Origin of the sequence: Sphaerochaeta sp. PS (genome assembly GCF_032144095.1) — a bacterium.
Classification (GTDB): domain Bacteria; phylum Spirochaetota; class Spirochaetia; order Sphaerochaetales; family Sphaerochaetaceae; genus Sphaerochaeta.
Genome location: NZ_JAVSNJ010000004.1, coordinates 1 through 21,873, shown reverse-complemented (window position 1 = coordinate 21,873; position 21,873 = coordinate 1). Strand labels below are relative to the sequence as shown.

The following is a 21,873-nucleotide window of genomic DNA, read 5'->3' as shown; positions in this document are numbered from 1 at the left end:
AACCCTTTTTTTGATGGGCTTTCTCTGGACCTGCTATCAGGTGCCGGTGAAACCCCAACAAACCGAGAAAGTCATCTCCGTCTCGACTCCTGAAGCAAAGCCTGTCTCCCTTCCTAAAGCTCCCACATTTGTAGGCGTACCTTTGGTACGTCTTATGGATGAAAAACCCCTTTCTCCTGCCAGGACTGAGCCTATACAGGAAATATCTTCTTTCCTTCCCTTGCCTCCCCCTAACCACCTGATCAGGCTTCCACAGATAGGGGCGGTACCTGCACCCCTGGCAATCCCTGTGAAACCTCCTGCTCCTAGGGTTCCACCTGTTCCTAGTAGCCTCACCGTTTCCTCAAAACTGTTTGTCCCCGATATCCCTCTCCTCTTTGACCCGATGGTCCTCAGTGAGGAAGAGTTTGATATGTTCTACCCTGAGCCTAGCAGCTCAAGCCCGTCTGATGCAGATTTCTTTGCAGATTTCTTCGTTGTAGGAGCCAGTTCCACCATAGCCTATGAGGATGGCCTCTACTACCTGGGCATGTACATCAATGGCGACTATGTCGGTGACATTGAGGTGAAGTTCCTTAGCGATACCCAATCCATCAATACAGCAGAGTTGTCTCTGTTCATCAACAGCTATATTACCCGGGCCGCATCTGAGAGATTGTTTGGGGACAAGCTACCCTATCTCTCCATCGAGGAGATCAATGGCCGTGGGGTAGAGGCGAGCTACGATAGCGCCGCCTTCACCGTTTCGCTCAACTTCGGCCTGGAGGACATGCCAGAGCGAATATTGAGCATCACAGCCGCTTCCATCAACAGAAGGGAGCAGTATGGCATGAGCGGGGCAATCGTCCTGAAGCCGGCAAAATTTGCCTCTGTAAGTTCGTTGAGCCTCTATACCATGTACGACTATGATTCACAATTCACCTCCCTCAACAGTAGGTTGACCAGCCTCAACGTTTCCAACCGCCTTGCATTCCTGGGAATAGGGATCAATTTTTCCTTCTCCCTGTCAAACACCAACACCACCGACACCACATCCTTTACCATGGGTAGCTGGAATGGGTTCTATGACTTTGTGGAATCGAGCCAACGGCTAACCTTCGGAAATGTAGGCTCAAGCTTGAACTCTAGCATTTCCGGTGCTTCAAGCTTTGGCTTTGAGCTTGAGAAGAACTACTCCTACGGTACCGATAGGGCAAAGGGTAACCAGTTTGAGTATAAGATCATACTGGTCGAGCCCTCTGAGATTGTCGTTACCATCAATGGCAATGAGAGTTTCCGGAAATCCCTCTCCGCCGGTACCTACCGCCTGAAGGACTTTGTCTTTACCCAGGGCGCCAATGTCGTCAAGATTGCCATCATCCCCGATGCCAGGCCAGATGATGTCATCATCCAGTACGCAGACATGGGGTATGACTACCGCCTCCTGGGGAAGGGGGATACGCTCTATGGTTTCGGCTTTACTGTCCCCAAGCTGAAGACAACAACAGCTAGTGGAAACATATCCATCCCTTGGCTTGATAACCAATACCTCTCCTATTACCTTGACAAGTACACAGCCACCTATTGGCAACAGACCGGCCTCACCAATACCTTTACCTTCTCCAGTGACCTTGCCTATTCGCCTGGAACCTTCAGGGGAACGGTCAACGGAGTGCTTGCCTCCATGATCGGTACAAGCCAGTTGCAGCTTACCTTTGAATTTGATGATTCCTACACGTCCCCCTCCTTGGCAGGTGCTCTGAATCACCGGTTCAGCGGAAAGAGCGAGATCCAGTTGGGAACCCTCAATACGGGTGTGAACTTCTTCCTTCCTGCAGGGGGAACCACGTCTAAGGCTTCCATGGGTGGTACGCTCTCCTATAGCGGTAACCTGACTAAGGAGATACGTTTCACCCTTAGCGGCTCAGCCACCCACACCTTTGGAACCGGTACGCTTGCCTGGAATGCTTCCTTCTCCTCAGGCTTCTCCCCGTTCAAGGGGATGTCCATCAATGGGACGCTGTCGCTCACCGGTCCAAATACTGACCCGCTCAACCCTACCATCACAGGCCAGATAACCGGCAGTTACTCCTTTAGCCCAAAACTCAATGCAAGTGCCTCTACGAGCCTGCAGACTGACAAGACTCTCTCAGACCTTTCCAGCAACAGCTCAATTGGCCTCAGCTACAGGCCGACATCCAAGGATAGTTTCAATGTGAACCTCAGTGGGTTTAATCCTGAAGCACCGCTGAACCACTCGCTTGTTGCGGGATGGTCACATAGTGGCGAGCTTGCATCCTACTCCTTGCGTCAGCAGGTTTCCGGCTCCTATCAGAGGATGACGACAACCTTCACGGCCAATACCACCCTTGCCTTTGCTGATGGCGCTTTTGCCCTGGCTAAGTCTGTCAATGAGGCATTCTTCCTGGTCAAGCCTGTAGGGGAACTGAAGCATGCGAAGATCTCCATAGCAAGGACGCTTGACTCCTCTCCGACAGCACTTCCCAAGCCCCTTGGCAGCTCGTTGTACAACAGCATCTCTACCAATACCAAGAACACCGTGGTAGTGTTCTCCACCGGAGCTACCGACTACAGTACCGGAGCTTCCTTTGTGTATGAGATCAATCCAAGAAGCCGACAGGCCTTCATGGCCAAGATAGACATCCAACCCTCCTTTACGATCAGCGGGTTGCTTTTCATGAAGGACAAGAGTCCGTACCAACAGTACTCTTCTCCTGTCTATTCCCTGAGTTTCAATGAGGCAGGTGAGGAGGTCATGACCCGTGATGACGCGCTCTATCTCTTCACCGACCAGGAGGGACGTTTCATACTTAGCGATGTGCTTCCAGGAAACTATCTTTTCGACCTCAAGGTCGAGGACCTCTGGTATGCTGTCAGGTTTACGGTCCCCGAAGTCGAAGCTGGCAAGAGCAGTGTAAACAGGGTCTTGCTCCTGGAAGATTTCTGGGTCTCCGATCCCCAATTCCAACAGCGTGTCGTTGTTCAGGATGCCTTCTCTGGCGAGCAGGTTGAGGATGAGAGCGACGTGTTCGGGACCTCATTGGTAACCGGCTATGATGCTAGTGTGACCCTTGATGTCCAAAAGAGGCTCGATGAGGAGTCTTTCTGGAAGGTCATCTTCCCGACCTTCGACCAGGAGCCCTTTGCTTTTGATGCCATCCCACAAGCAGACGAAGTAAACCAGGATGAATTTGTTTTTGTGGAGATGGGCGATGCTGGCCAGAAGACCCAGGTGAGCCCGGCCCTACCGCCAAAGATGCCCATCCAGGCAGGGGATGATGGAGCCAGAGGTTCCCTTGTTCCTCCCATTCCTCCCTATATCTCTGTGCATGTAACCGCCCAAGTGCCAGGCGATGAAAGCCTGTCTGGCCTTGAAGCCTCCGATGGTCAAGTTTTTCCTGAAATAGGGGAAAACGAACCACCAGCCCCTTCCTTGTCTGTTGCTGCCCCGTAAGCCTCCATATCCTAACTTCACTTGACACTTGTATGCAAAAGTACGACTATGAGAGTCATCATTGTACTGTACACAAAGGAAGTTCCACAGTGAAAAGCGATATAATCAACGAGGTTCTGACAGTTGAGGATAAAGCGCAACAGATCATACGGGATGCCAATACAAACGCACGCAACATACTTAGCGAAGCCCAGACTGGGGCTAGTGAGTTTGTCCGGCTTGCCCTTAAAGAAGAACGAGAACAAAATCGTGCCCAACTTCTTCAAGCTGAAGAAGATGCTAACCTCAGACTCTCCGAGTTTGAGGCAAGTCTTGATATTTCCTCTATGCTTAGGGATGCTACCTTGGACGAGATAGCCACCAGCATCGTAGAGAAAATATGTAGGACTGAGTTGGAGGGCATCTAAGCGTACCATGAGACAAGATCCAACCTCCCTGTATGGGTTCATCAATGCCAAGCTACGGGCTCGAATCGGCTTGATGCGCGAGTCGCATATCGTCGAGGACCTGCTCAAGGCCAAGACGGTTGTAGAAGCCGTTGCTGTCCTGCGCGATAGTGCCTATGCAACGGTAGCAACAGCCTACGACAGGACAGGTGACATTCAGCAGATGGAGCTTGCCCTTCTCTACAATGAGGTTGAGATGTACCAGGAGGTCTCCAAATTTCTGGAAGGCAAACCTGCCGAATTTGTGTTGAGGCTTCTGGGGAAAATAGAGGTGGAGAACCTCAAGAACTCCATCCGCCTCTGGTATAGCAGCATTGTCCGACGGAGGCCGATGCGTTTTCGTAGCGAGTATCTCTTCAAGCAAAAATTGCTCAATGACATAGACTGGACAGCCCTGATCAACGCCACCAACTGGGACGGGGTATGCAAGGCCCTTTCCAATACTCCGTATAGTGATGTGGTAAAGGAATTTACCGAACAGCAACTTGATGATTCCGGACTTTTTATCCTGGAAAACAAACTCGATAGGCAGTGGTATGAGCAGATGATGGCCAGCACCGCCAAACTGTCCAACCAGGACAGGCTGGTCGCACAGTCTGTGTTTGTTGTGGATATTGACCTGAAGAACCTGCTGATGATGGTTCGCTATGGGTGGTATTACAAGATGGACAAGGATGTTCTTTCCTCCCTGCTCCTTCCTTGGGGCAAGGTATACAAGGACAAGAGCATTCGTGAGTTCATACAGAAATCACCCCAGGAACGCGACCCCTTTGCCGTGATTGAACAGCTCTATCCTGGCCTGACCCAGTCGATACAGCAGATTCCGGAAGAGAAGAAGGGTAGTGTCCACCAGGATGAGACCATAACGCTGCAAAACCTTCGTATCGAGGCATACCTGCACGAACGCCGTAAGGCCTTATACAAAAGAATGTTGGCTTCCGATCCTTTTACCATTGGAGTGAGTCTGGCCTATTTCTTCCTCTACAATGAGGAGGATGTTATGATCAAGGCCATACTCAACGGCAAGTATTATGGATATGAAGAGGATTATATCAGGGGGGTATTAGCATGAACTTGTTTACAAGGCCAATGGAATTGCTCACGGCTGTAGTTCTGGAAGAGAAGAGTGATGCTGTGGTAAAGAGCCTGCTGGAGTTGGGAGTCATGGATTTTGTCCATATCAACAAGCTTGCCCCTGAACAGATGGAAAAGCTCAGTTCCCGCCCAAGTTCCATCAGCCGAGTCGTTCTTGAGGATACCCGCCATAGGGTTGAGGCCTTGCTCAGGCAAGGACAGGTTGCCCTTCCTTCCACCGATATCCTGGATGTCAAGAACCTGGAGAAACCCGACCTTGACTCCTACAATGTGGTATTGGATACCCTGGGCAAGAAGCTGCTGGTTCTTAAGGAAAAACAAAAGGAGAGCAACCAGCTCGTCCTTGGCTTTGATGAGATGCATCGCTATATAAACGAGGACAAGGGTGAGTACCTGGACCTCCGTGTTGGTGAGATCGGCCATGGCAATGCAGATGACCTTGGCCAGCGGCTCGCTTCCTTTGGCGGACTGCTGGAACCGTATGGTGAGGGAAAGAAGTATATCTCCCTTACCCTTCGTAGGGATGTCTCACAGGTCTCGCCTCTGTTGGATAAGTTTGACTGGACCGAAAGCAGTGATGTCGAAGCACAGAAGATGGCCATTTCTCTCATTACCCACCGCCTGGAGGAGGAACACCGAAAAGCGGGTATGCAACGCAGTGAAATTGAGGCAGAGGTCAACGACCTCATCAAGGCTGAGAGTGCAAAGCTCATCTCCATCTGGAGCAACCTCAGGCTCAACGAACTGAGTGACCAGATACGTTCCTACTTTGCCTATACTAGGAATACCACCCTCTTTTCGGGCTGGGTCCCTACAGACCAGGCAGACGAAGTTACCAAGGCAATCTTCCGTTCCAGTGAAGGACAATGTGTCACTGAATGGACAGATGCGACGCAGGTCCCCCGCGGAGAGGTTCCTGTTGCGGTAACCTCACCCAAGCTCTTGGAACCATTCCAGAAGATAGTAAACAACTACAGTACCCCTGAATATGGCACGGTCAACCCGACGATCTTTGTCATGGTAGCCTACCTGATCATGTTTGGCCTGATGTTTGCAGATGTCGGACAGGGGTTTGTGCTCCTGGTCGTTGGCCTGTTGACCCAGCTAGGATACAGCAAGGACCCTCTCAAGAAGGATGGGATGCTCAGCCGAAATCTCAGCAAGCTGTTGCCCTACCTTGGAGCCTCCTCCATGCTGTTTGGCATGTTGTTCGGCTCCTATTTCGGGCTATCCCTCTTTCCTGCGCTCTGGTTCAACTTTGACGCGGTGGTCTCTGGCCACGCCAGTACAGGCAGCATCAGGGATGTCTATGGGATCATGGGGTTGACCATCAAGTTCGGTATCATTGTCATCTATACAGGATTGTTCCTTAACTGGATTAACCTGTTTAGGAAAAAGGATTGGCTCAAGCTCACCCTGGACAAGAACGGCATCGTAGGTGGGGTCCTTTTCGGTACCGGTCTCTACATGGGATTTGGCTTTGTCAAGACCGGGTACAGGGAGTTTCCTTCTGCACCCTGGGTCTCCATTGTCATTACCGTCTCGCTGGTGCTGTTGTTCCTGCGTGGGTTTCTTGCCTACTACCTTTCGGTCAAGAAGGGTGGGCCCAAGCATGGCATGGGGACAGTGGTCATGGACTCGGTCATGGAGTGGCTTGTCGACCTTCTGGAGATCTTTGGTGGGTATCTTTCCAACACCCTCTCCTTCATGCGAGTAGCCGGTCTGGGAATAGCCCACGCCACCCTCATGGAGTCGTTCAAGGAACTCTCCTCTCTTTCCAGCGGTGTTGGTGCCATAGCCATCTTTGTGCTTGGCAACGTGTTGGTGATAGTGCTTGAGGGCTTGAGCTCTGGAATACAGTCGCTGAGGCTCAACTACTATGAATTCTTCTCAAGGTATTTCACAGGTAAGGGTGTTGCATATGAACCTGTTGGGTTAAAGACATCTTTCTCTGCTCAAAAATAGTCAGTTTTTTTAGGAGGGTCAATATGACCAGTATCGCATTCAAAAAGAAAGTTTCGATGACCTTTGCAGCCACTGCACTGTTGTTGCTGGCCTCCGGCTTTGTCTTTGCACCAAGTGCCTTTGCAGCAACTGCTGAGGCAACTGCCCCAGGAAGCTACACCCTCGCAATCGTTTGCTTGAGTGCCGCCTTTGCCTTTGGCATTGGAGCCTTGGCAGCCGGCATGGCAATTGGCAAGGTAGGAAGTGCTGCCATGGGTGCCATCAGTGAAAGACCTGAGATCGCAAGCCAGGCTTTGATCTTCATCGCCCTTGCTGAAGGTCTTGTTGTCTTTGGTTTCATCACAGCTTTGATGATTCTCGGCAAGGCGTAACAGATGAAGTATTTTGTCATCGGTGACGAGGATACCGTGCTGGGGTTCTCCCTGGTCGGTGTGTTCGGCATGCAGGCGACAAATGCCGACCAGGCACGACAGGCTTGGGCCAAGGCTCTTGAAGATACAGAAAATGGTATCATCATCATAACCGATGTGGTTGCCAACATGATTCGTCAGACGGTCGACCAATACCTGTTTTCCGAATCGTTTCCCCTTGTGGTGGAGGTTCCCTCTCCACGAGGTGGTTCAGAGCATACTGATCTGCGGTCCTTGGTAAACAAAGCCATAGGTGTTTCGCTCTAAAGGGGTTCTCATGGATACAACAGACAATCGCCTGCTGGATGGGATTATCCGGCAAGCAGAGGTAGCTGCAGCAAAAGCAGAAGAGGATGCTCGGCTCCAGGCCAAGAAAATCCTTGACGAAGCTCATGAACGTTCTGCTCGGGAGATTGAGCTGGAACAGAAGACTCATCAGCAAAAGCTGAAGCAGGTTGAGTTGCGCCTTCAGGCCAATATGTCCAGCGTGAAGCGCAAGGCTGCCCTCAGACAGATTGATGAAAGCTATTTGGCTGTCATGCGTCGCATCCGTGAGAGGATGAACTGCAAGACGATTGAACCTTTCCTCTCCTCCTGGATTGCTGAGGCTGCCCTCGGTCTTGACCTGAAAGAGGCGAAGGTTTCGTCAAGCACCCAGTGCCCTGTAACTGAAAAGCATCTTAAGGAAGCCGCTGCACTGGTAAAGAAAAATACTGGTTCTGAGGTTCTCTTGAGCTTGGACCCAAAACCCATACGGTCCCTTGGGGTTGTGCTCTCTTCGTTGGACGACAAGGTTTCGTTCAACAATCAGGTCGAGATCCGTCTCAGACGGTTTGACCGCGTCATTAGGACAATGATTCAGGAACATACATGAAAGACAGAATAGTCGGACAGGTCAAGCGGGTAAATGGCCCGGTCATCATTCTCAAGGACGTTTCGGATGCGTCCATGATGGAGTTGGTCAGGATCGGTGAACAGCAACTGGTAGGGGAAGTGGTCAAGCTCTATGATGGGCTAGCCACCGTACAGGTCTACGAGGATGCCACTGGAATTTGCCCTGGTGACAATGTCTATGGAAGTGGCTTGAGCCTCAGTGTAGAACTGGGCCCTGGCCTTATAGGAACGATTTACGATGGTATCCAACGCCCATTGGAAAAACTGATGGGTGTCTCCGGTGCATTCCTCTCCCGAGGTGTCAACTTTCCAGCACTTGACCGTGAGAAGAAATGGCACTTTACCCCGATTGTAGAGGTCGGCTCCTCCCTTACCCATGGGATGGCGTTCGGACAAGTTCCCGAGACGGAACGGGTCCTGCACAAGCTTATGATACCTCCTTCCATTGCAGAGTGTGTGGTCTCTTCGATTGCAGCTGAGGGGGACTACACCGTTGAGGAAGAAGTCGTGACGGTTGTGCTTCCCAATGGCAAGGAAGAGAAGCTTACCATGATCCAGCGCTGGCCGATCAGAATTCCCCGTCCTGTCATCGAGCACCTCCCGTTCAAACAACCCCTGATCACTGGCCTTCGGGTCATTGATACCCTGTTTCCGCTTGCCAAAGGTGGTACGGTAGCTATCCCTGGTGGTTTCGGCACAGGCAAGACCATGATCCAGCACTCGATAGCACAGTGGTGCGATGCTGATATCATCGTCTATATCGGTTGTGGTGAGCGTGGAAATGAGATGACTGACGTATTGAGGGAATTTCCCCTGCTCATCGACCCAAGGACCGGTCAGTCACTGATGGAACGCACCCTTCTGATAGCAAACACCTCAAACATGCCTGTTTCGGCACGAGAGGCGAGCATCTATACAGGAATCTCCATGGCCGAATACTATCGGGACCAGGGCTATCATGTTGCAATCATGGCCGACTCAACCAGCCGTTGGGCAGAGGCCCTCAGGGAACTGAGTGGACGCATGGAAGAGATGCCCGCTGAAGAGGGTTTTCCGGCCTATCTTCCCACCAGGATTGCCCAGTTCTATGAACGTGCAGGCTTTATGAAATGCCTTTCGGGTGAAACTGGATCGGTCTCTGTCATCGGTGCCGTCAGCCCTCCAGGAGGGGACTTCTCCGAGCCTGTTACCCAGCATACAAAACGGTTTGTCCGGTGTTTCTGGGGCCTTGACCGGGCCTTGGCAAGTAGTCGTCACTATCCGGCCATCAGCTGGACTGACTCCTACAGCGAGTACCTGACCGAGGTACAGCCCTGGTGGAACGAGCATAGCGACACCACCTGGCAGACCAACCGGCAACGGATCATGGAACTTTTGCAGAAAGAGGTGCGCCTTCAGCAGATCGTCAAGCTGGTCGGTCCTGATGCGCTTCCCGACAGCCAGAACTTCATCCTCGAGGTGTGTTCCCTGTTCAAGACAGCTTTTCTGCAGCAGAATGCCTTTGACCTGATTGACCGTTTCTGTTCCGTAAAGAAGCAGGTCAGGATGCTTGATATCATTCTTGAATACTACCAGAGAGGTTCGGAGGCAATTGCCAAGGGCGTCCCGATGGTCAAGATCCGCCGACTGAAGGTCGTGCAGGAGATGGCCAAAATGCGCCTGACCATTGAGAATGACGACCTGCAAGCCTTTGATAAACTGCAACTGCGCCTTGAGCGCTCCGTCGACCAGCTTGGGGGAGTCTATGAGAACTAAAGAAGAGACACTGCTTGTGCACACCGACCGCCATCTTCTCTCGGGAAGAGAGTATCGCGGTACCTCCCGTATCGACGGTCCTTTGGTATATATGAGAAACACCCATCCTGTTGGATACGGGGAGCTTGTCGAGATTACCGCCCCTGATGGTTCACACCGCTCAGGCCAGGTTTTGGATACCAGTGATGAGGCTGTTGTCGTACAGGTCTTTGAAGGGACTGATGGGCTGAACCTCCCTGATACCGGCATGCGTTTCATGGGAGAACCCCTTACCCTGCCAGTCTCGGAGCAGATGCTCGGCCGTGTCATGAACGGGTTGGGAAAAAGCCGTGATGGCTCCACCATACCCCAGGGTGCCACCGAAAGGGATGTAAACGGCGAGCCTATCAACCCGACCGCCCGGGAGTATCCAAAGGATTTCATCCAGACAGGGATCTCCGTCATCGATGGGATGACCACCCTGATCCAGGGCCAAAAGGTTCCCATCTTCAGTGGGAACGGCCTTGACCACAACAAGCTGGCTGCACAGATCGCCCGACAGGCAAAGGTACGGGGCAGTGGGGCTGACTTCTGTATTGTATTCGCCGCAATGGGAATCAAGTATGACGTTGCCCGCTATTTCATCGACAGCTTCGAGGAGACAGGGGTACTGGATAATGTTGCACTTTTCCTCTCCCTTGCCGATGACCCTTCCATCGAGAGGACCATCACGCCCAAGACAGCCCTCACCCTTGCCGAACATCTTGCCTTTGACAAGGGCAAGCAGGTCCTTGTCATCATGACCGACATGACCAACTACTGCGAGTCCTTGCGTGAGATCGGGACGATGCGTGGTGAAATCCCCTCCAGGAAGGGGTATCCTGGCTATCTCTACTCAAACCTTGCCGAACTCTACGAACGCTCTGGCAAGATTACCGGCAGAAGTGGCTCCATTACCCAGCTCCCGATCCTGACCATGCCTAACGATGATATAAGCCATCCGGTCCCTGACCTTACAGGGTACATTACCGAAGGGCAGATAGTCTTCGACCGGACGATGCAGGCACGGGGGATCTATCCACCCATCAACTGTCTTCCCTCCCTCTCCCGTCTGATGAAAGATGGTATCGGGGAAGGCATGACCCGGGCGGACCATCCCCACCTTGCCAACCAGCTGTTTGCCTCATACAGCCATGTCAAGGAGGTGCAGAACCTGGCCTCAGTCATTGGTGAGGAGGAACTGACAGCCCTTGACCAGCAGTATCTGGAATTCGGAAATTTCTTTGAGCACAAGTTTGTGAATCAGAGCTTTACCGAGGACCGCAGCATTGAACAGACTCTCGATATCGGATGGGAGGCGCTGAGCAAACTTCCTTCAGAAGAGTTGCAGCGTCTCACAGACGAGGAGATAGCCGAGCACTACGGCAAATAGGAGGAAGCGTGAACACAACACTTGCCCCTACAAGGAGCAACTTGCTCAGGTTGGCAGACGATTTGAAGTTTGCCCAGCTGGGCTATGAGCTGCTTGACCAGAAGCGTTCGATTCTTGTTGCTGAATTGCTTACCCTGGTTGACCAGGCCGTCGACTATGAGAGTAGGGTCTTCCAGTCCCTTACCGAGGCCCAGGCATCCCTCAGTGATGCCATCATGAAAATGGGAAGGTTGAGGGTGGGTAACCTCAGTGGGGCTGTCAACATCGACTATTCCATCGATCTGGGCAAGCGTAGGGTAATGGGTGTCACACTTCCCAAAGTGGAGACCTCCTTTACTGACAACAGCCCCTATTTCAGCATTGAGGGTACAAGTATCCTCGCCGAACTTTCCATCGAGCGGTATCGCACGACGTTGAGCCTGATGGGGCGGCTTGCGGAGCTGAAGGTATCCATCATGCGGCTTGCCCGGGAAGTCAAGAAGACCATTCGGAAGGTCAATGCGTTGGAAAAGATAGTGATACCTGACAACCAGGAGACCATTACCTGGATGCGTGGACGCATCGAGGAACAGGAGAGGGAGAACTTCATCCTGCTCAAGGTGGTCAAGGATAGGATGGAACAGGCCCAAATGGCTATCGATCCTAAGCAGAATAGGATGACTGCAGTCGTAGTTGGTGATACGATGGACAAAGGAGGATCGCATGGGAGTCCCGTTTAAGGATATCGTCGTCTATTTGGACGGATCTGAGAGCTCCATGACCGCTGTGATGTATGCCATCAAGCTGGCTGTGGAACATGAAGCCAAATTGACGGCCGTCTATGTGGTGAACACAAAGGCTCTTGGTGAACTGGTGAAAGCCGGTATCTTTGTTGCCATTGAACGTGATGAGTACCAGCGTGACCTGCAGGCAGATGCAGACAGGTACCTTCGCCATGCCTCCAAGCTGGCAGCACAGAAACAACTGGAGCTTGATACGGTAAAGCTGGAAGGGGCGGTCCACGTTGTGGTTCGGCAATTGCTCAAGGACCGGCATGCCGACCTATTGGTACTCGGGGGTATCACCGATATCCGTTCGAGGCGTGAGGAGCTCTCCAGTGAGACAGACAGGATGATGCGAACAGCCCCTTGCCCTGTATTGGTGGTTAGGGACGATGACGATATCTGGCTTGAATTCGAAGCGTAAGGAGCAGTACATGATTTTACTTGATGTGTTAGACAAGGATTTGGTCAAAGTTCCCCTTACCGCAAGTGACAAGAACGGCATCATAGCCGAACTTGTCGAGGTGGTTGCAAAAGCCAAAGGATATACTACCCAACAGTCAGAGGCGATACTTGATGCAGTCCTTGACCGTGAGAGTCTCGGCTCCACTGGGATCGGCAATGGCATTGCCATTCCCCATGCCAAGACAAATGTGGTCAAACATGTGACCATGGTAGTAGGGGTCAGTCGATTCCCCGTAGACTTTGTCTCTCCTGACGACCAGAAAAGCCGGATATTCTTTTTGGTGCTTGCTCCCTCCTCGGAGGCCTCAGCACATGTGGAACTGTTGGCTTCCATAGCCAGAACCTGTACCTCGAGTGTTTTCCGAAGGATGCTCGAACAGTCGAAGGACAAGGATGAGGTCGTTCGGCTCTTCATGGAATAAGAGTGAGGCACCCTAGCAGGTGCCTCGACCTCTTTTCAGGGCCCTCCTGACTTCCTATATGGACATTTTCTTTTTTCCCTTCTATGGTTGGATAATCAATGTCTGAGGTATGTGCAGTATGCAGCAAATCGCTACATTCAACCTGAAAGAGACGGATCTGCTTGACCGTTGCGAAGCAATCCTGACCGAATCCTCCCCCACACTCGCCTCACATCTTCAAGGCCTGAGAAGCGATGTGAGGCTCCTTTCCGAAATTGCAAACAGATCTCCATCACCCAATAGTGACTTCAATGGGCAACGGGATGGTAGGTCCTGGAGGACCTTAGCTGAAAAGCTCAAGAACCAGGGCATTGATGCCGTGGTGAACCTTCCTGTGAAAGCTGTGGTTGGCCGTTCCTTTCTGGTAAGCAAGCTCCATCTGTTTGGATTTTTGGAGAAGGTCTCCCATACCGATGGTAGGCTTCTCCAGCTCCAGTCAGGAATGGAGGACTGTTACCATGACATCCTCTTTGACCTGATGGCTGAGGATCTCTATATTTCGGTTATTTCTGAAAGCAAGGGAGGGGAGCCCTGGCTGCACCGTGCAACGGAAGAGCTCATCAGGATGTGGGACTATCGCACCAGCGCCAACAAGAAGGAGTTTGCCCCGAACCTCAGGAAGCTCTGGAGTGTACGCCATACCATTGTGCCTGTCCTTGGAACCTTGCGGGGGACGGTGGAGCTGATGCGCCTATCCTTTGGGCTATCTCCGATGTGGCACTCCTTCATCCTGTCCCAGGCAAAGAAAGAGGGCATGACCCATGCTTTGGAGGAGTATCTCTTCTCCCTTAGCTATGAACAGATAAGCCTGTTGCGTGTATACATGCAGGAGAAGGGCATTGCCGCCATCAGCAGAGCCCAGGCAATGGAATTGTTGCTCCAGTGCGGGGAAACCGCATTCGAAAAGGGTGAAGGGTCTTCGGCCATCCAGCTCTATCACTCCTTCCTGCAACGTCAGACGCTGGCAAAAGGAAGAAGGCTCACCCAAAGCAAAGGCCCCCATAGGAGCCTTGAGGAGTATTTCCTTATCTATCTTTGGGAAGTGGAAGAAAAAGAGGAAGAGGGAAAGGTAGGCAAGGAGTAGCCACTCCTTGCCCATGAGTTCCCTTATCTGGCGTTTGTATAGATGTCGTGGATCTCTTTTGCCCCAAGGACCATCACACTGCCCAGGGTGCGCTTTCCGAAGAAGGTGCATTTTACGGTCATCTCCTCGATCTGCTCATCGGTGGGTTCTATGCCAAGCTCCCTGAAGTTTGTCGGCATGCCAATGCTTCTGAAGAACTCCTCAAAGGCATGGATTGCTGTCAGTGCATCCTTGAGAACGTCCCCTGTCCTCTCTACATTGAAAACCTTCTCTCCCAGTCGGGCAAACCGTTCTGCCCTGTTGGCACATACGTATCTTGCCCAGGCACCCCAGACGGCCGATAGGCCTGCCCCATGGGCAACGTCGAACATCCCGCCCATCTCATGCTCAAGCTGGTGGGGAGCCCAGTCGCCTCTTGCGCTGTTTCCCGCCCCGGTAAGGCCATTGTGTGACAGGCTGCTTGCCCACATGAGGTTGGCCCTCCCGTCGTAGTCATTGGGGTTCTCCTTCAGGATGAGAGAGTAGTGTACGACTGTCCTGAGCAGCCCTTCAGCGATCTCGTCGGTGAGGTACATGCTCTCTCCATCGAAGAAATACCGTTCAATGGTATGCATCATGATGTCCACAGCCCCGCTCATGGTCTGGTAGGTTGGCAGGGTATAGGTGAGGGTAGGGTTGAGGATTGCAAACCTGCAACGTGAGTAGACAGAGTTGGCACCACGCTTGAGGTCCCCATCCTCGTTGGTTATCACCGAGGAGTCGCTCATTTCGCTGCCTGCCGCTGCAATGGTCAGAACCGCTGCTATGGGTAGGCATCCTTCGATGGGCCTCTTCTGGCTGTAGAAGTCCCAGACCTCTCCGCCATGGTAGAGCCCGTATCCAATGGCCTTTGCCGAGTCTATGACCGAGCCCCCTCCTACAGCGAGGATGAAGTCAACCCCTTCCCGTTTGCCAAGCTCTATTCCTTCATGGACCTTTGAGAGCCTTGGGTTGGGTACCACCCCCCCAAGGAGTACGTGCTCAATGCCTGCTGTCTGCAGGGAAGCGGTTATCCTATCGAGCAAGCCTGAACGCTTTGCACTCTCAGTCCCATAGTGGACAAGTACTTTCTTGCACTGCTGTTCCTTGATGAGTGAGCCAACCTGTGATTCTGCATCTTTGCCGAATACGACTTTGGTTGGGGTGTAGTAGGTGAAGTCTGCTGTCATGTATATCCTCCGATTAATATCCGAAACTTTCGCCAACGATGAGGACCTTGATCCTCTTCGCTACTCTCTGGTGTGAAAAAACAACGTAGTTTGCACAGATGGTGTGTTCGCAGGCACCTGCGCCAAGGGCCATGAGGTTGTCCACGCTGCAGGATGGGTTAAGGCAGCGGCCGTTTTTGGTACAGTAGGTGTCAGCGTTGAGCCGTATTGCATTGGCTGGTGCTGCGACCTGCTTTACCCTCTCCACTGCAGCCCCGAGGTCGGGCACTAGCTTGTCCCAGGAGACGACGAGGATGACCTGTTTTGGCCCGAAGAGCATTGCAGCAACACGGTTGGAGTTGCCATCTGTGCAATAGAGCTCCCCGTGTTCCGTTACCGCATTGGCACTGGCCAGGAAGGAGTCGGCAGAGAAGCTATCCCTGAATACCTGCTGGACCTCCTCGGCTGTAAGTCCTTTCTTGTACCGGTCAAGGAACTCGTAGGTGCCGCTACGCAGGGCTTGGAGCACCCCAGTCTCTTCCAGGCTTGCAGAGCCCCCTACAGCTACCTTCTCACCTGGTTTGAGCAGAGATGTGACTTTTGGAAGGACATCCTCCATCGTAGGGAGAAATTCAGCTTCCATATTGTTCTTCTTCAGCGCCTTGATGGTTCTTTCCACCTGCAGTTCCCGAACTTTCCGTTTATAGTCGTCCATACACTCCCTCCATAGGGGTATAGGATACCCCATATGGAGAGGTTTCGGCAAGAATGGTTTGGGCCTATTCTCTTTGCTGGGATCTCCCTCCCTTCCTGGGTAGGTGGTAGGGAAAAAATACGGGTTGGAGAAGCGGAAGGATCGTCACCCTCTCCCAGGAATGAATTGGTGCGCACCGATGCCCGATCGGGTTTTGTCCTGCTGGCGGCAAGAGTGCACTGAGCAACGAAAGCTTCGGCCTTTTGGGATGCACAGGCAGTGAAGATTCTTGCCCCATCGTGAAAGGTTTTTCGATTGTGCATGGGCATCTTGTATTTTTGCACCTATCACCGTAAAATCTGCGGGTGAAACATCAACTGCTGGATCTGATTCAGAGGGTATCTTCGCTTGCAATCTCTCAGTCGCATGGCTCGTAGGAAAGTCCTGGCATCTGTTCTCTATCAGAAGAATACGGGCCTGTCTGAAGGGCATTTGGTTCGTTTTTCCAAAAACCATGCAATTAATGCTTGAGAAGCATGATACATGATATAAAAAAATGATTGGGCAATGCTGTGGGTGGTGATGGGGCTTGTGTGCCTTCCTCCTTGGATGTGCCGACAGTTGATGTGCTGCTGAACGCTTGAATCTGACAAACCAAAAAAAGCTAACCGGAAATATCTGTGCAACCAACGTTGCTGGATAGCAAGGGGAACGCTCCTCTCCGCTGATCTGTACCAAGCTCTTCCATCGATATCGGGGATGGTGTGTGCAGGCTGAAAACGAAGAGAATATCTTGAGAAAAAATGGAGAGACACTATGCAGTTTCATAAGTATGTATCAGAGGACAGAATCTTTTTGGATCGTGAATTCAAAACTATCCAGGAGGTTCTCGAGTTCCTCTCTGAAGAATTTTCCAAGGACCTGGGACTGAAAAAGGAGAAGGTCCTCGATCTTCTTGAGGATAGGGAGAGGTTGAGCTCGACCTGGATTGGCAACGGGACGCTGCTTCCGCACAACCACAGCACCGAGATCAAGGGGATATCCATCATTTTCATCCGTTGCAGCAAACCTCTGGTTCTTGATGACGGCAATCAGGTGAAGTATATCTTCTCCATCCTGACGTCGGGGGAGAAGCAGGATCTCTATCTCGGGATTCTCCAGGGAATAGGGAAGTTGATCAGGGAGCAGTCGACGGAACTGGATGCATGTCAGAAACCCTCTGAACTTATTGAGATTCTCAGCAAGTCAAGCAACTCCATGGGAGAGCCTCTCACTGCAGCCGATCTCGCCCGTTACTGGCCGAGGGCTAAGGATACTGACAGCCTCTCTGTGGCCGTGGACCAGATGAAACGCCACAATATCTACTTCCTGCCGGTATACAGCGGCAAGACGGGGAAGATCTGCGGCGTTTTGGATCTGCTCGACCTTCTGAAGGCAGGGTTTCCCGACTATGTGTTCAAGCTCAGCAGCCTTTCTGTGCTCAAGGAGTTCCAGCCGATCGACTATTTCTGGAAGAACGAAGCCAACCTGAAAATTGGCGACTACCTCAGGGACTATCGCCCATACCTGATCAGGGGCTCCATCACCTATCCTGAGATATTCTTCATGATGATCAAGGGAAACAGGAGGCACCTGCTGGTGGTGGATGGAAACGATGAGATGATCGGAGTTATCAATCCCAATGAAATTATCAACAAGATGCTGAGGCCATAATGAACATATATATGTTTGTATCAATACTTATTTTTATCGTTGTCTACGCCCTTCTGATCATGGAGAAGATGAACAAGGCAGTTGCTGCCATCCTGGGGGCAATGATCTATCTCTTGTTTCACTTCATTCCCTTTGAGAAGGCTGTCGAGCATATCGACATGAATGTCATTTTTCTTCTGATAGGGATGATGATGATCGTGAAGATCACCGAAGGCAGCGGTGTCTTCGAATACATTGCGATAAAGAGCGCAAAGCTGGTGAATGCAAACCCTGTTGCGTTCTTGGCAGTCTTGTTTGTGATCACAGCCTTTTTCTCCGGGATGTTGGACAACGTGACCACGGTCCTCCTTATTTCGCCGATTGTCCTCCTGCTTGCCACACAGATGGAGATAGGGGCCCTTCCTTTTGTGATAACCGTTATCCTCGCATCGAATATTGGAGGGACAGCTACCCTCATCGGCGATCCACCGAATATCATGATCGGCTCTGCTGCAGGCCTGAATTTCATGGACTTCCTACTGAATCTTGCCCCAGCCATACTTATAATCTCAGCTGTCAACATGGGCATTCTCATTCTCATCTTCAGGAAAGGACTCGTAGTGACCGAACTGAACAAGAGGCGGATCATGGCCATGGATGAAAAGCGGATGATCAGCAACCCTGTCCTCATGAGGAAGTCGCTCATCGTCATAGCAGCTGTGATAGCGGGATTCCTTCTTAACGGACTGCTAGGGACCGAGCCGAGTGTGATAGCCCTTGCCGGGGCCTTCTTCCTGGTTCTCTGGACAAAGGAAGACCTTGAGGAGATTCTCAAAAAAATCGAATGGGATACCATCCTCTTCTTCATCGGCCTGTTCATCATGGTCGGCGTGCTCCAGTACACCGGCGTGATCGACAAGCTGGCCAAGTTGATGACTGACATGACCAAGGGAGACCTTAGGAAGACAAGTACAGTCCTGTTGTTTGGGTCCGGGATCCTGTCGGGGATTCTGGACAACATCCCCCTGGTTGCAACCTTCATCCCAGTGGTGAAAATCATAGGGACCACTACCTCTGCCCATGCAATACAGCCAATCTGGTGGAGCCTCGCCCTTGGCTCGTGTCTTGGCGGCAATGGTACCCTGGTAGGTGCATCGGCGAATGTAATCATGTTTGGCTTTGCAAGGAAAAACAACATTCCCCTCAGTTTCAAAGGATATCTGGCATATGGGATTCCTATGACCCTGCTTACCCTAGTGCTTTCGTATGTGTACATCTCTTTCAGGTACTATTGATAGGCTGAGAGTACGGAAAGTGAATCGGGGGAGAGCGAAAGCTCTCCCTCTTTGTCTTTTCCAGCATGGCACTACCTAGATCGCCCATAGGGGGCAACTCAAAGCTCTCCACTCTGAATATGAAAATGGATTTCTTATATCATTGCATCCTTGGTCATTCATCCGTATCTTATTGGTAAGGAGTAACTATGAACATTACCTTTTTTGGTGCTGCACAGCATGTTACCGGAAGCTGTACTCTTGTAGAGAGTGCAGGCAAATACGTATTGGTTGATTGTGGGCTTCCCCAAGGCAATGACGAACAAGAGGCCGGTATGGAGCTTCCCTTTGATGCTTCTGCCATAGACTATCTTCTGCTGACCCACGCCCATATCGATCATAGTGGCAGAATTCCCCTGTTGATCAAGGATGGCTTCAAGGGAAAGATACTCACTACCCCTGCTACCATTGACCTTTGTGAGATCATGCTTGCCGATAGTGCCCATATCCAGGAGATGGAGGCCGAATGGAAGAGCCGAAAGCAAAGGCGGGCGGGCAAGGGTGGTGTGGAACCCCTGTATACGGTTGAGGATGCACAGCGTGCGATGCAGTTCTTTGAACCGTGCGAGTATGGGACCATCGCCGATCTGGGTTCCGGCATGAAAGTCCGGTTTATCGATGCCGGCCACCTTTTGGGCTCTGCTTCCATTGAGCTCTGGCTGAAGGAGGGCAAGGAGGCCAGAAAGCTGGTCTTCTCAGGTGATATTGGCAATTTTGACCAGCCTTTGATCAAGGACCCCATCTATATCGACAGTGCTGACTTTGTCATCATGGAGTCTACCTATGGAAACCGGCTGCACAAGCTGCCTGAGAATGCCGTAGGCTCTTCGGTCCCTACCAGTGTACGGGCACAGGAACTGGCAGCTATTGTGGAGAGGACCTTCAAGCGGGGAGGGAATGTGATCATCCCATCCTTTGCTGTCGGCAGGACGCAGGAGATCCTCTACCTGCTGCGGGTGATCATTGAAAACAAGCTCTGCCCCTCGATTCCTGAAATCCCGGTTTTTGTTGATAGTCCTCTCTCGGTGAAGGCGACCAATGTGTTTGCTGGAAACATATTCGGCTATATGGATGACGAGACCATGAAGCTGGTCAAGAAAGGGATCAATCCCATCCTGTTCCCCTCTCTGACCACCATTACGGATGTCGAAGCATCAAAGGCCCTGAACTTCCGTAAGGAGAGCTGTGTCATCATCAGTAGCAGCGGAATGTGCGAGGCAGGTAGGATCAAGCACCATCTGAAGCACAACCTGTGGAGGCCTGAGTGCACGGTTCTCTTTTCCGGCTATCAGGCAGGGGGAACCCTAGGTCGTTCGATCCTGGACGGAAGCAGGCATGTGACCATCTTTGGTGAGCAGATCGATGTCAGGTGTGAGGTATGCGAGCTGCATGGCATCAGTGGCCACGCTGACCAGGCAGGTCTGGTGAAATGGCTTACAGCCTTCAAGAAGGAGCCTCGGATGGCCTTCATCGTGCATGGGGACAAGGAAGTGGCCCCATGGTTTGCCTCTTTTGTTTCCAGGACTTTAGGTATCCGTGCCTATGCACCACAGCTATTCCAGCATTTCGACCTTCTGGATGAGGCTTCCTGGCCTAAGGCTGAAAAGGTTGACGATTCAATCCTGCCCTATCTTCGTGAGTTGGCTGAGGCCCTCGCCCTCCTCAAGGAGAAGGAAGCGACCTTGCTTTCCGTTGTCACCCGCATGGAGGCTGCCGGAAAGGTGAAGGATCTGCAAGAGAAGCATGCTGTACGACTGACCAACTCGATCAGCCGCCTTGCCAGCGACCTGGAATACCTAGAGATCAAATGGGGAGGGGATGCAGACTAGAACGTGAGACCGAACACGGCACCCCAATCAGGTTGTTCGAGTTCGGCGAAGCCCATCTTCTCATAGAACCCAAAAGCGTGGGTGTTTCGGCCATCTACCCCAAGGTGGATGCCTGGAACACCCGTTTTTTTCGCGGCCTCAAGGAAGGTAAGCATCAGGGCCTTTCCCAGCCCCTTTCCCTGCAGGCTCTCAAGGAGATTTGATATGCAGGTGGCCTGGATACCCTACATGTTCCCAGACGCCTTCTCCTGGGCCTTTGCTGATGAGCCGTATGATCTCTTCCTCATATTCGCTCTTGAAGGTGTCGACCTGTTCATATTGTGTTTGGAGAGGGGGAAGCCAAGAGCTGTTCATCCATTTGTTGAATGAGGCAGTATCAGAGGTACCAACGATGTAGCCTGAAGGTTTGTTATGTTCGTCTACTGCTATGAAACAGAGGGATGGGTCAAAGAACAGATACGGTGCAGCGTAGTAGTGTCCTACGCAGAATGGATCATGGAAGTAGTCAGTTCCATCAAGGCCGGAGAGGGCTGTACGTAGGCAAATCTCATACAGATAGGGAAGGTCTTGTTCTTTTGCTGGTCTGATGTGTTCCATGTTGGGTATTCTCCTCTCTTGCCTAGGTGAACAATACTCTGTTTGCAATGAGTTCATCAAGAAGAAATTGTAAGGTTTGCAGATTTTTTTATTCCCTACAATGCAAAGAAAAACCGCAAAATTTAGGGGTAGAAGATGGTTTGGAGGAAAAAAAATAGAGAAAGTGCTGGACAAAATCCAATAAGAGGTGTAATATCCCATCTCGTTCGGCCATGAGAACTTTGAAACTCTTTCTTCTGGGATTTGCTCACAAGCACTTGACCAGAAAAGGGAAAATCAAGTAATCTGGATGAACGCCCTCTGAGAAGAGGGAGTGGGAGCACAGAAGGCTGAGCTTCC

The 21,873-nt window shown here is 51.6% G+C and carries 21 protein-coding genes; 17 read left to right on the top strand and 4 right to left on the bottom strand.

Annotated elements, in window-relative coordinates:
- The first annotated feature begins 13 nt into the window (after nucleotides 1-13).
- From ROJ03_RS05720 to ROJ03_RS05660, 13 genes are all read left to right on the top strand, one after another.
- Nucleotides 14-3,454: a hypothetical protein gene (locus tag ROJ03_RS05720; protein ID WP_313726046.1), complete on the top strand. Its 3,441-nt coding sequence runs from the start codon at nucleotides 14-16 to the stop codon at nucleotides 3,452-3,454.
- A gap of 89 nt (nucleotides 3,455-3,543) precedes the next feature.
- A complete protein-coding gene (locus tag ROJ03_RS05715) occupies nucleotides 3,544-3,861 on the top strand; it encodes a hypothetical protein (protein WP_313726045.1) in 318 nt (105 codons plus the stop codon).
- A 7-nt stretch (nucleotides 3,862-3,868) separates the two neighbouring features.
- Entirely contained in the window at nucleotides 3,869-4,972 is a 1,104-nt protein-coding gene (locus tag ROJ03_RS05710; protein WP_313726044.1) for a V-type ATPase subunit, read from the top strand.
- Nucleotides 4,969-6,960 (top strand): V-type ATPase 116kDa subunit family protein, encoded by a 1,992-nt coding sequence (locus tag ROJ03_RS05705; RefSeq protein WP_313726043.1) that lies wholly within the window; start codon nucleotides 4,969-4,971, stop codon nucleotides 6,958-6,960. The genes ROJ03_RS05710 and ROJ03_RS05705 overlap by 4 nt, the downstream gene beginning before the upstream one ends.
- A gap of 23 nt (nucleotides 6,961-6,983) precedes the next feature.
- Complete coding sequence (locus ROJ03_RS05700) at nucleotides 6,984-7,331, top strand: ATP synthase subunit C (RefSeq protein ID WP_313726042.1); 348 nt, start codon at nucleotides 6,984-6,986, stop codon at nucleotides 7,329-7,331.
- 3 nt (nucleotides 7,332-7,334) lie between these two features.
- On the top strand, nucleotides 7,335-7,637 hold the full coding sequence (locus ROJ03_RS05695) for a V-type ATP synthase subunit F (RefSeq protein ID WP_313726041.1): 303 nt from the start codon (nucleotides 7,335-7,337) through the stop codon (nucleotides 7,635-7,637).
- Between the two features lie 10 nt (nucleotides 7,638-7,647).
- Nucleotides 7,648-8,244 carry a V-type ATP synthase subunit E family protein gene (locus tag ROJ03_RS05690; RefSeq protein ID WP_313726040.1) on the top strand — a complete coding sequence of 199 codons (597 nt, stop codon included), beginning with the start codon at nucleotides 7,648-7,650 and terminating at the stop codon, nucleotides 8,242-8,244.
- Nucleotides 8,241-10,019, top strand: a complete 1,779-nt coding sequence (locus ROJ03_RS05685) for a V-type ATP synthase subunit A (RefSeq protein WP_313726039.1) — start codon at nucleotides 8,241-8,243, stop codon at nucleotides 10,017-10,019. Before ROJ03_RS05690 ends, ROJ03_RS05685 begins: the two co-directional genes overlap by 4 nt.
- On the top strand, nucleotides 10,009-11,430 hold the full coding sequence (locus tag ROJ03_RS05680) for a V-type ATP synthase subunit B (RefSeq protein WP_313726038.1): 1,422 nt from the start codon (nucleotides 10,009-10,011) through the stop codon (nucleotides 11,428-11,430). Before ROJ03_RS05685 ends, ROJ03_RS05680 begins: the two co-directional genes overlap by 11 nt.
- A gap of 8 nt (nucleotides 11,431-11,438) precedes the next feature.
- Nucleotides 11,439-12,149, top strand: a complete 711-nt coding sequence (locus tag ROJ03_RS05675) for a V-type ATP synthase subunit D (RefSeq protein WP_313726037.1) — start codon at nucleotides 11,439-11,441, stop codon at nucleotides 12,147-12,149.
- Nucleotides 12,133-12,615 carry a universal stress protein gene (locus tag ROJ03_RS05670; RefSeq protein ID WP_313726036.1) on the top strand — a complete coding sequence of 161 codons (483 nt, stop codon included), beginning with the start codon at nucleotides 12,133-12,135 and terminating at the stop codon, nucleotides 12,613-12,615. The genes ROJ03_RS05675 and ROJ03_RS05670 overlap by 17 nt, the downstream gene beginning before the upstream one ends.
- A gap of 10 nt (nucleotides 12,616-12,625) precedes the next feature.
- Complete coding sequence (locus ROJ03_RS05665) at nucleotides 12,626-13,078, top strand: PTS sugar transporter subunit IIA (protein WP_313726035.1); 453 nt, start codon at nucleotides 12,626-12,628, stop codon at nucleotides 13,076-13,078.
- A 118-nt stretch (nucleotides 13,079-13,196) separates the two neighbouring features.
- Nucleotides 13,197-14,201: a hypothetical protein gene (locus tag ROJ03_RS05660; RefSeq protein WP_313726034.1), complete on the top strand. Its 1,005-nt coding sequence runs from the start codon at nucleotides 13,197-13,199 to the stop codon at nucleotides 14,199-14,201.
- Between the two features lie 23 nt (nucleotides 14,202-14,224).
- On the opposite strand, the gene ROJ03_RS05655 is transcribed toward ROJ03_RS05660, so the two are convergent.
- Together ROJ03_RS05655 and ROJ03_RS05650 are read right to left on the bottom strand one after the other, a co-directional pair.
- On the bottom strand, nucleotides 14,225-15,409 hold the full coding sequence (locus ROJ03_RS05655) for an iron-containing alcohol dehydrogenase (protein ID WP_313726033.1): 1,185 nt from the start codon (nucleotides 15,407-15,409) through the stop codon (nucleotides 14,225-14,227).
- 13 nt (nucleotides 15,410-15,422) lie between these two features.
- Nucleotides 15,423-16,103, bottom strand: a complete 681-nt coding sequence (locus ROJ03_RS05650) for a lactate utilization protein (RefSeq protein WP_313726032.1) — start codon at nucleotides 16,101-16,103, stop codon at nucleotides 15,423-15,425.
- 33 nt (nucleotides 16,104-16,136) lie between these two features.
- On the opposite strand from ROJ03_RS05650, the gene ROJ03_RS05645 reads away from it, so the two are divergent.
- From ROJ03_RS05645 to ROJ03_RS05630, 4 genes are all read left to right on the top strand, one after another.
- A complete protein-coding gene (locus ROJ03_RS05645) occupies nucleotides 16,137-16,325 on the top strand; it encodes a hypothetical protein (protein ID WP_313726031.1) in 189 nt (62 codons plus the stop codon).
- Nucleotides 16,326-16,898: 573 nt separating this feature from the next.
- Nucleotides 16,899-17,795: a PTS sugar transporter subunit IIA gene (locus ROJ03_RS05640; RefSeq protein WP_313726030.1), complete on the top strand. Its 897-nt coding sequence runs from the start codon at nucleotides 16,899-16,901 to the stop codon at nucleotides 17,793-17,795.
- 11 nt (nucleotides 17,796-17,806) lie between these two features.
- A complete protein-coding gene (locus tag ROJ03_RS05635; protein ID WP_313726029.1) occupies nucleotides 17,807-19,069 on the top strand; it encodes an ArsB/NhaD family transporter in 1,263 nt (420 codons plus the stop codon).
- 188 nt (nucleotides 19,070-19,257) lie between these two features.
- On the top strand, nucleotides 19,258-20,937 hold the full coding sequence (locus ROJ03_RS05630; RefSeq protein ID WP_313726028.1) for an MBL fold metallo-hydrolase: 1,680 nt from the start codon (nucleotides 19,258-19,260) through the stop codon (nucleotides 20,935-20,937).
- Here the strand turns inward: ROJ03_RS05630 and ROJ03_RS05625 are convergent.
- Both ROJ03_RS05625 and ROJ03_RS05620 read right to left on the bottom strand, forming a co-directional pair.
- Complete coding sequence (locus ROJ03_RS05625; protein ID WP_313726027.1) at nucleotides 20,934-21,092, bottom strand: hypothetical protein; 159 nt, start codon at nucleotides 21,090-21,092, stop codon at nucleotides 20,934-20,936. The two genes, ROJ03_RS05630 and ROJ03_RS05625, sit on opposite strands and share 4 nt — an antisense overlap.
- A 34-nt stretch (nucleotides 21,093-21,126) precedes the next feature.
- On the bottom strand, nucleotides 21,127-21,534 hold the full coding sequence (locus ROJ03_RS05620; protein ID WP_313726026.1) for a hypothetical protein: 408 nt from the start codon (nucleotides 21,532-21,534) through the stop codon (nucleotides 21,127-21,129).
- Nucleotides 21,535-21,873: the final 339 nt, after the last annotated feature.

Bases quoted from the DNA above. Each gene is read 5' to 3' on its own strand.
- ROJ03_RS05660 (WP_313726034.1), top strand. From the start codon at position 13,197: ATGCAGCAAATCGCTACATTCAACCTGAAAGAGACGGATCTGCTTGAC.
- ROJ03_RS05700 (WP_313726042.1), top strand. From the start codon at position 6,984: ATGACCAGTATCGCATTCAAAAAGAAAGTTTCGATGACCTTTGCAGCC.
- ROJ03_RS05680 (WP_313726038.1), top strand. From the start codon at position 10,009: ATGAGAACTAAAGAAGAGACACTGCTTGTGCACACCGACCGCCATCTT.
- ROJ03_RS05650 (WP_313726032.1), bottom strand. From the start codon at position 16,103: ATGGACGACTATAAACGGAAAGTTCGGGAACTGCAGGTGGAAAGAACC.
- ROJ03_RS05665 (WP_313726035.1), top strand. From the start codon at position 12,626: ATGATTTTACTTGATGTGTTAGACAAGGATTTGGTCAAAGTTCCCCTT.
- ROJ03_RS05620 (WP_313726026.1), bottom strand. From the start codon at position 21,534: ATGGAACACATCAGACCAGCAAAAGAACAAGACCTTCCCTATCTGTAT.
- ROJ03_RS05710 (WP_313726044.1), top strand. From the start codon at position 3,869: ATGAGACAAGATCCAACCTCCCTGTATGGGTTCATCAATGCCAAGCTA.
- ROJ03_RS05655 (WP_313726033.1), bottom strand. From the start codon at position 15,409: ATGACAGCAGACTTCACCTACTACACCCCAACCAAAGTCGTATTCGGC.
- ROJ03_RS05640 (WP_313726030.1), top strand. From the start codon at position 16,899: ATGCAGTTTCATAAGTATGTATCAGAGGACAGAATCTTTTTGGATCGT.
- ROJ03_RS05630 (WP_313726028.1), top strand. From the start codon at position 19,258: ATGAACATTACCTTTTTTGGTGCTGCACAGCATGTTACCGGAAGCTGT.
- ROJ03_RS05695 (WP_313726041.1), top strand. From the start codon at position 7,335: ATGAAGTATTTTGTCATCGGTGACGAGGATACCGTGCTGGGGTTCTCC.
- ROJ03_RS05690 (WP_313726040.1), top strand. From the start codon at position 7,648: ATGGATACAACAGACAATCGCCTGCTGGATGGGATTATCCGGCAAGCA.
- ROJ03_RS05720 (WP_313726046.1), top strand. From the start codon at position 14: ATGGGCTTTCTCTGGACCTGCTATCAGGTGCCGGTGAAACCCCAACAA.
- ROJ03_RS05645 (WP_313726031.1), top strand. From the start codon at position 16,137: ATGGAGAGGTTTCGGCAAGAATGGTTTGGGCCTATTCTCTTTGCTGGG.
- ROJ03_RS05670 (WP_313726036.1), top strand. From the start codon at position 12,133: ATGGGAGTCCCGTTTAAGGATATCGTCGTCTATTTGGACGGATCTGAG.
- ROJ03_RS05625 (WP_313726027.1), bottom strand. From the start codon at position 21,092: ATGCTTACCTTCCTTGAGGCCGCGAAAAAAACGGGTGTTCCAGGCATC.
- ROJ03_RS05685 (WP_313726039.1), top strand. From the start codon at position 8,241: ATGAAAGACAGAATAGTCGGACAGGTCAAGCGGGTAAATGGCCCGGTC.
- ROJ03_RS05635 (WP_313726029.1), top strand. From the start codon at position 17,807: ATGTTTGTATCAATACTTATTTTTATCGTTGTCTACGCCCTTCTGATC.
- ROJ03_RS05705 (WP_313726043.1), top strand. From the start codon at position 4,969: ATGAACTTGTTTACAAGGCCAATGGAATTGCTCACGGCTGTAGTTCTG.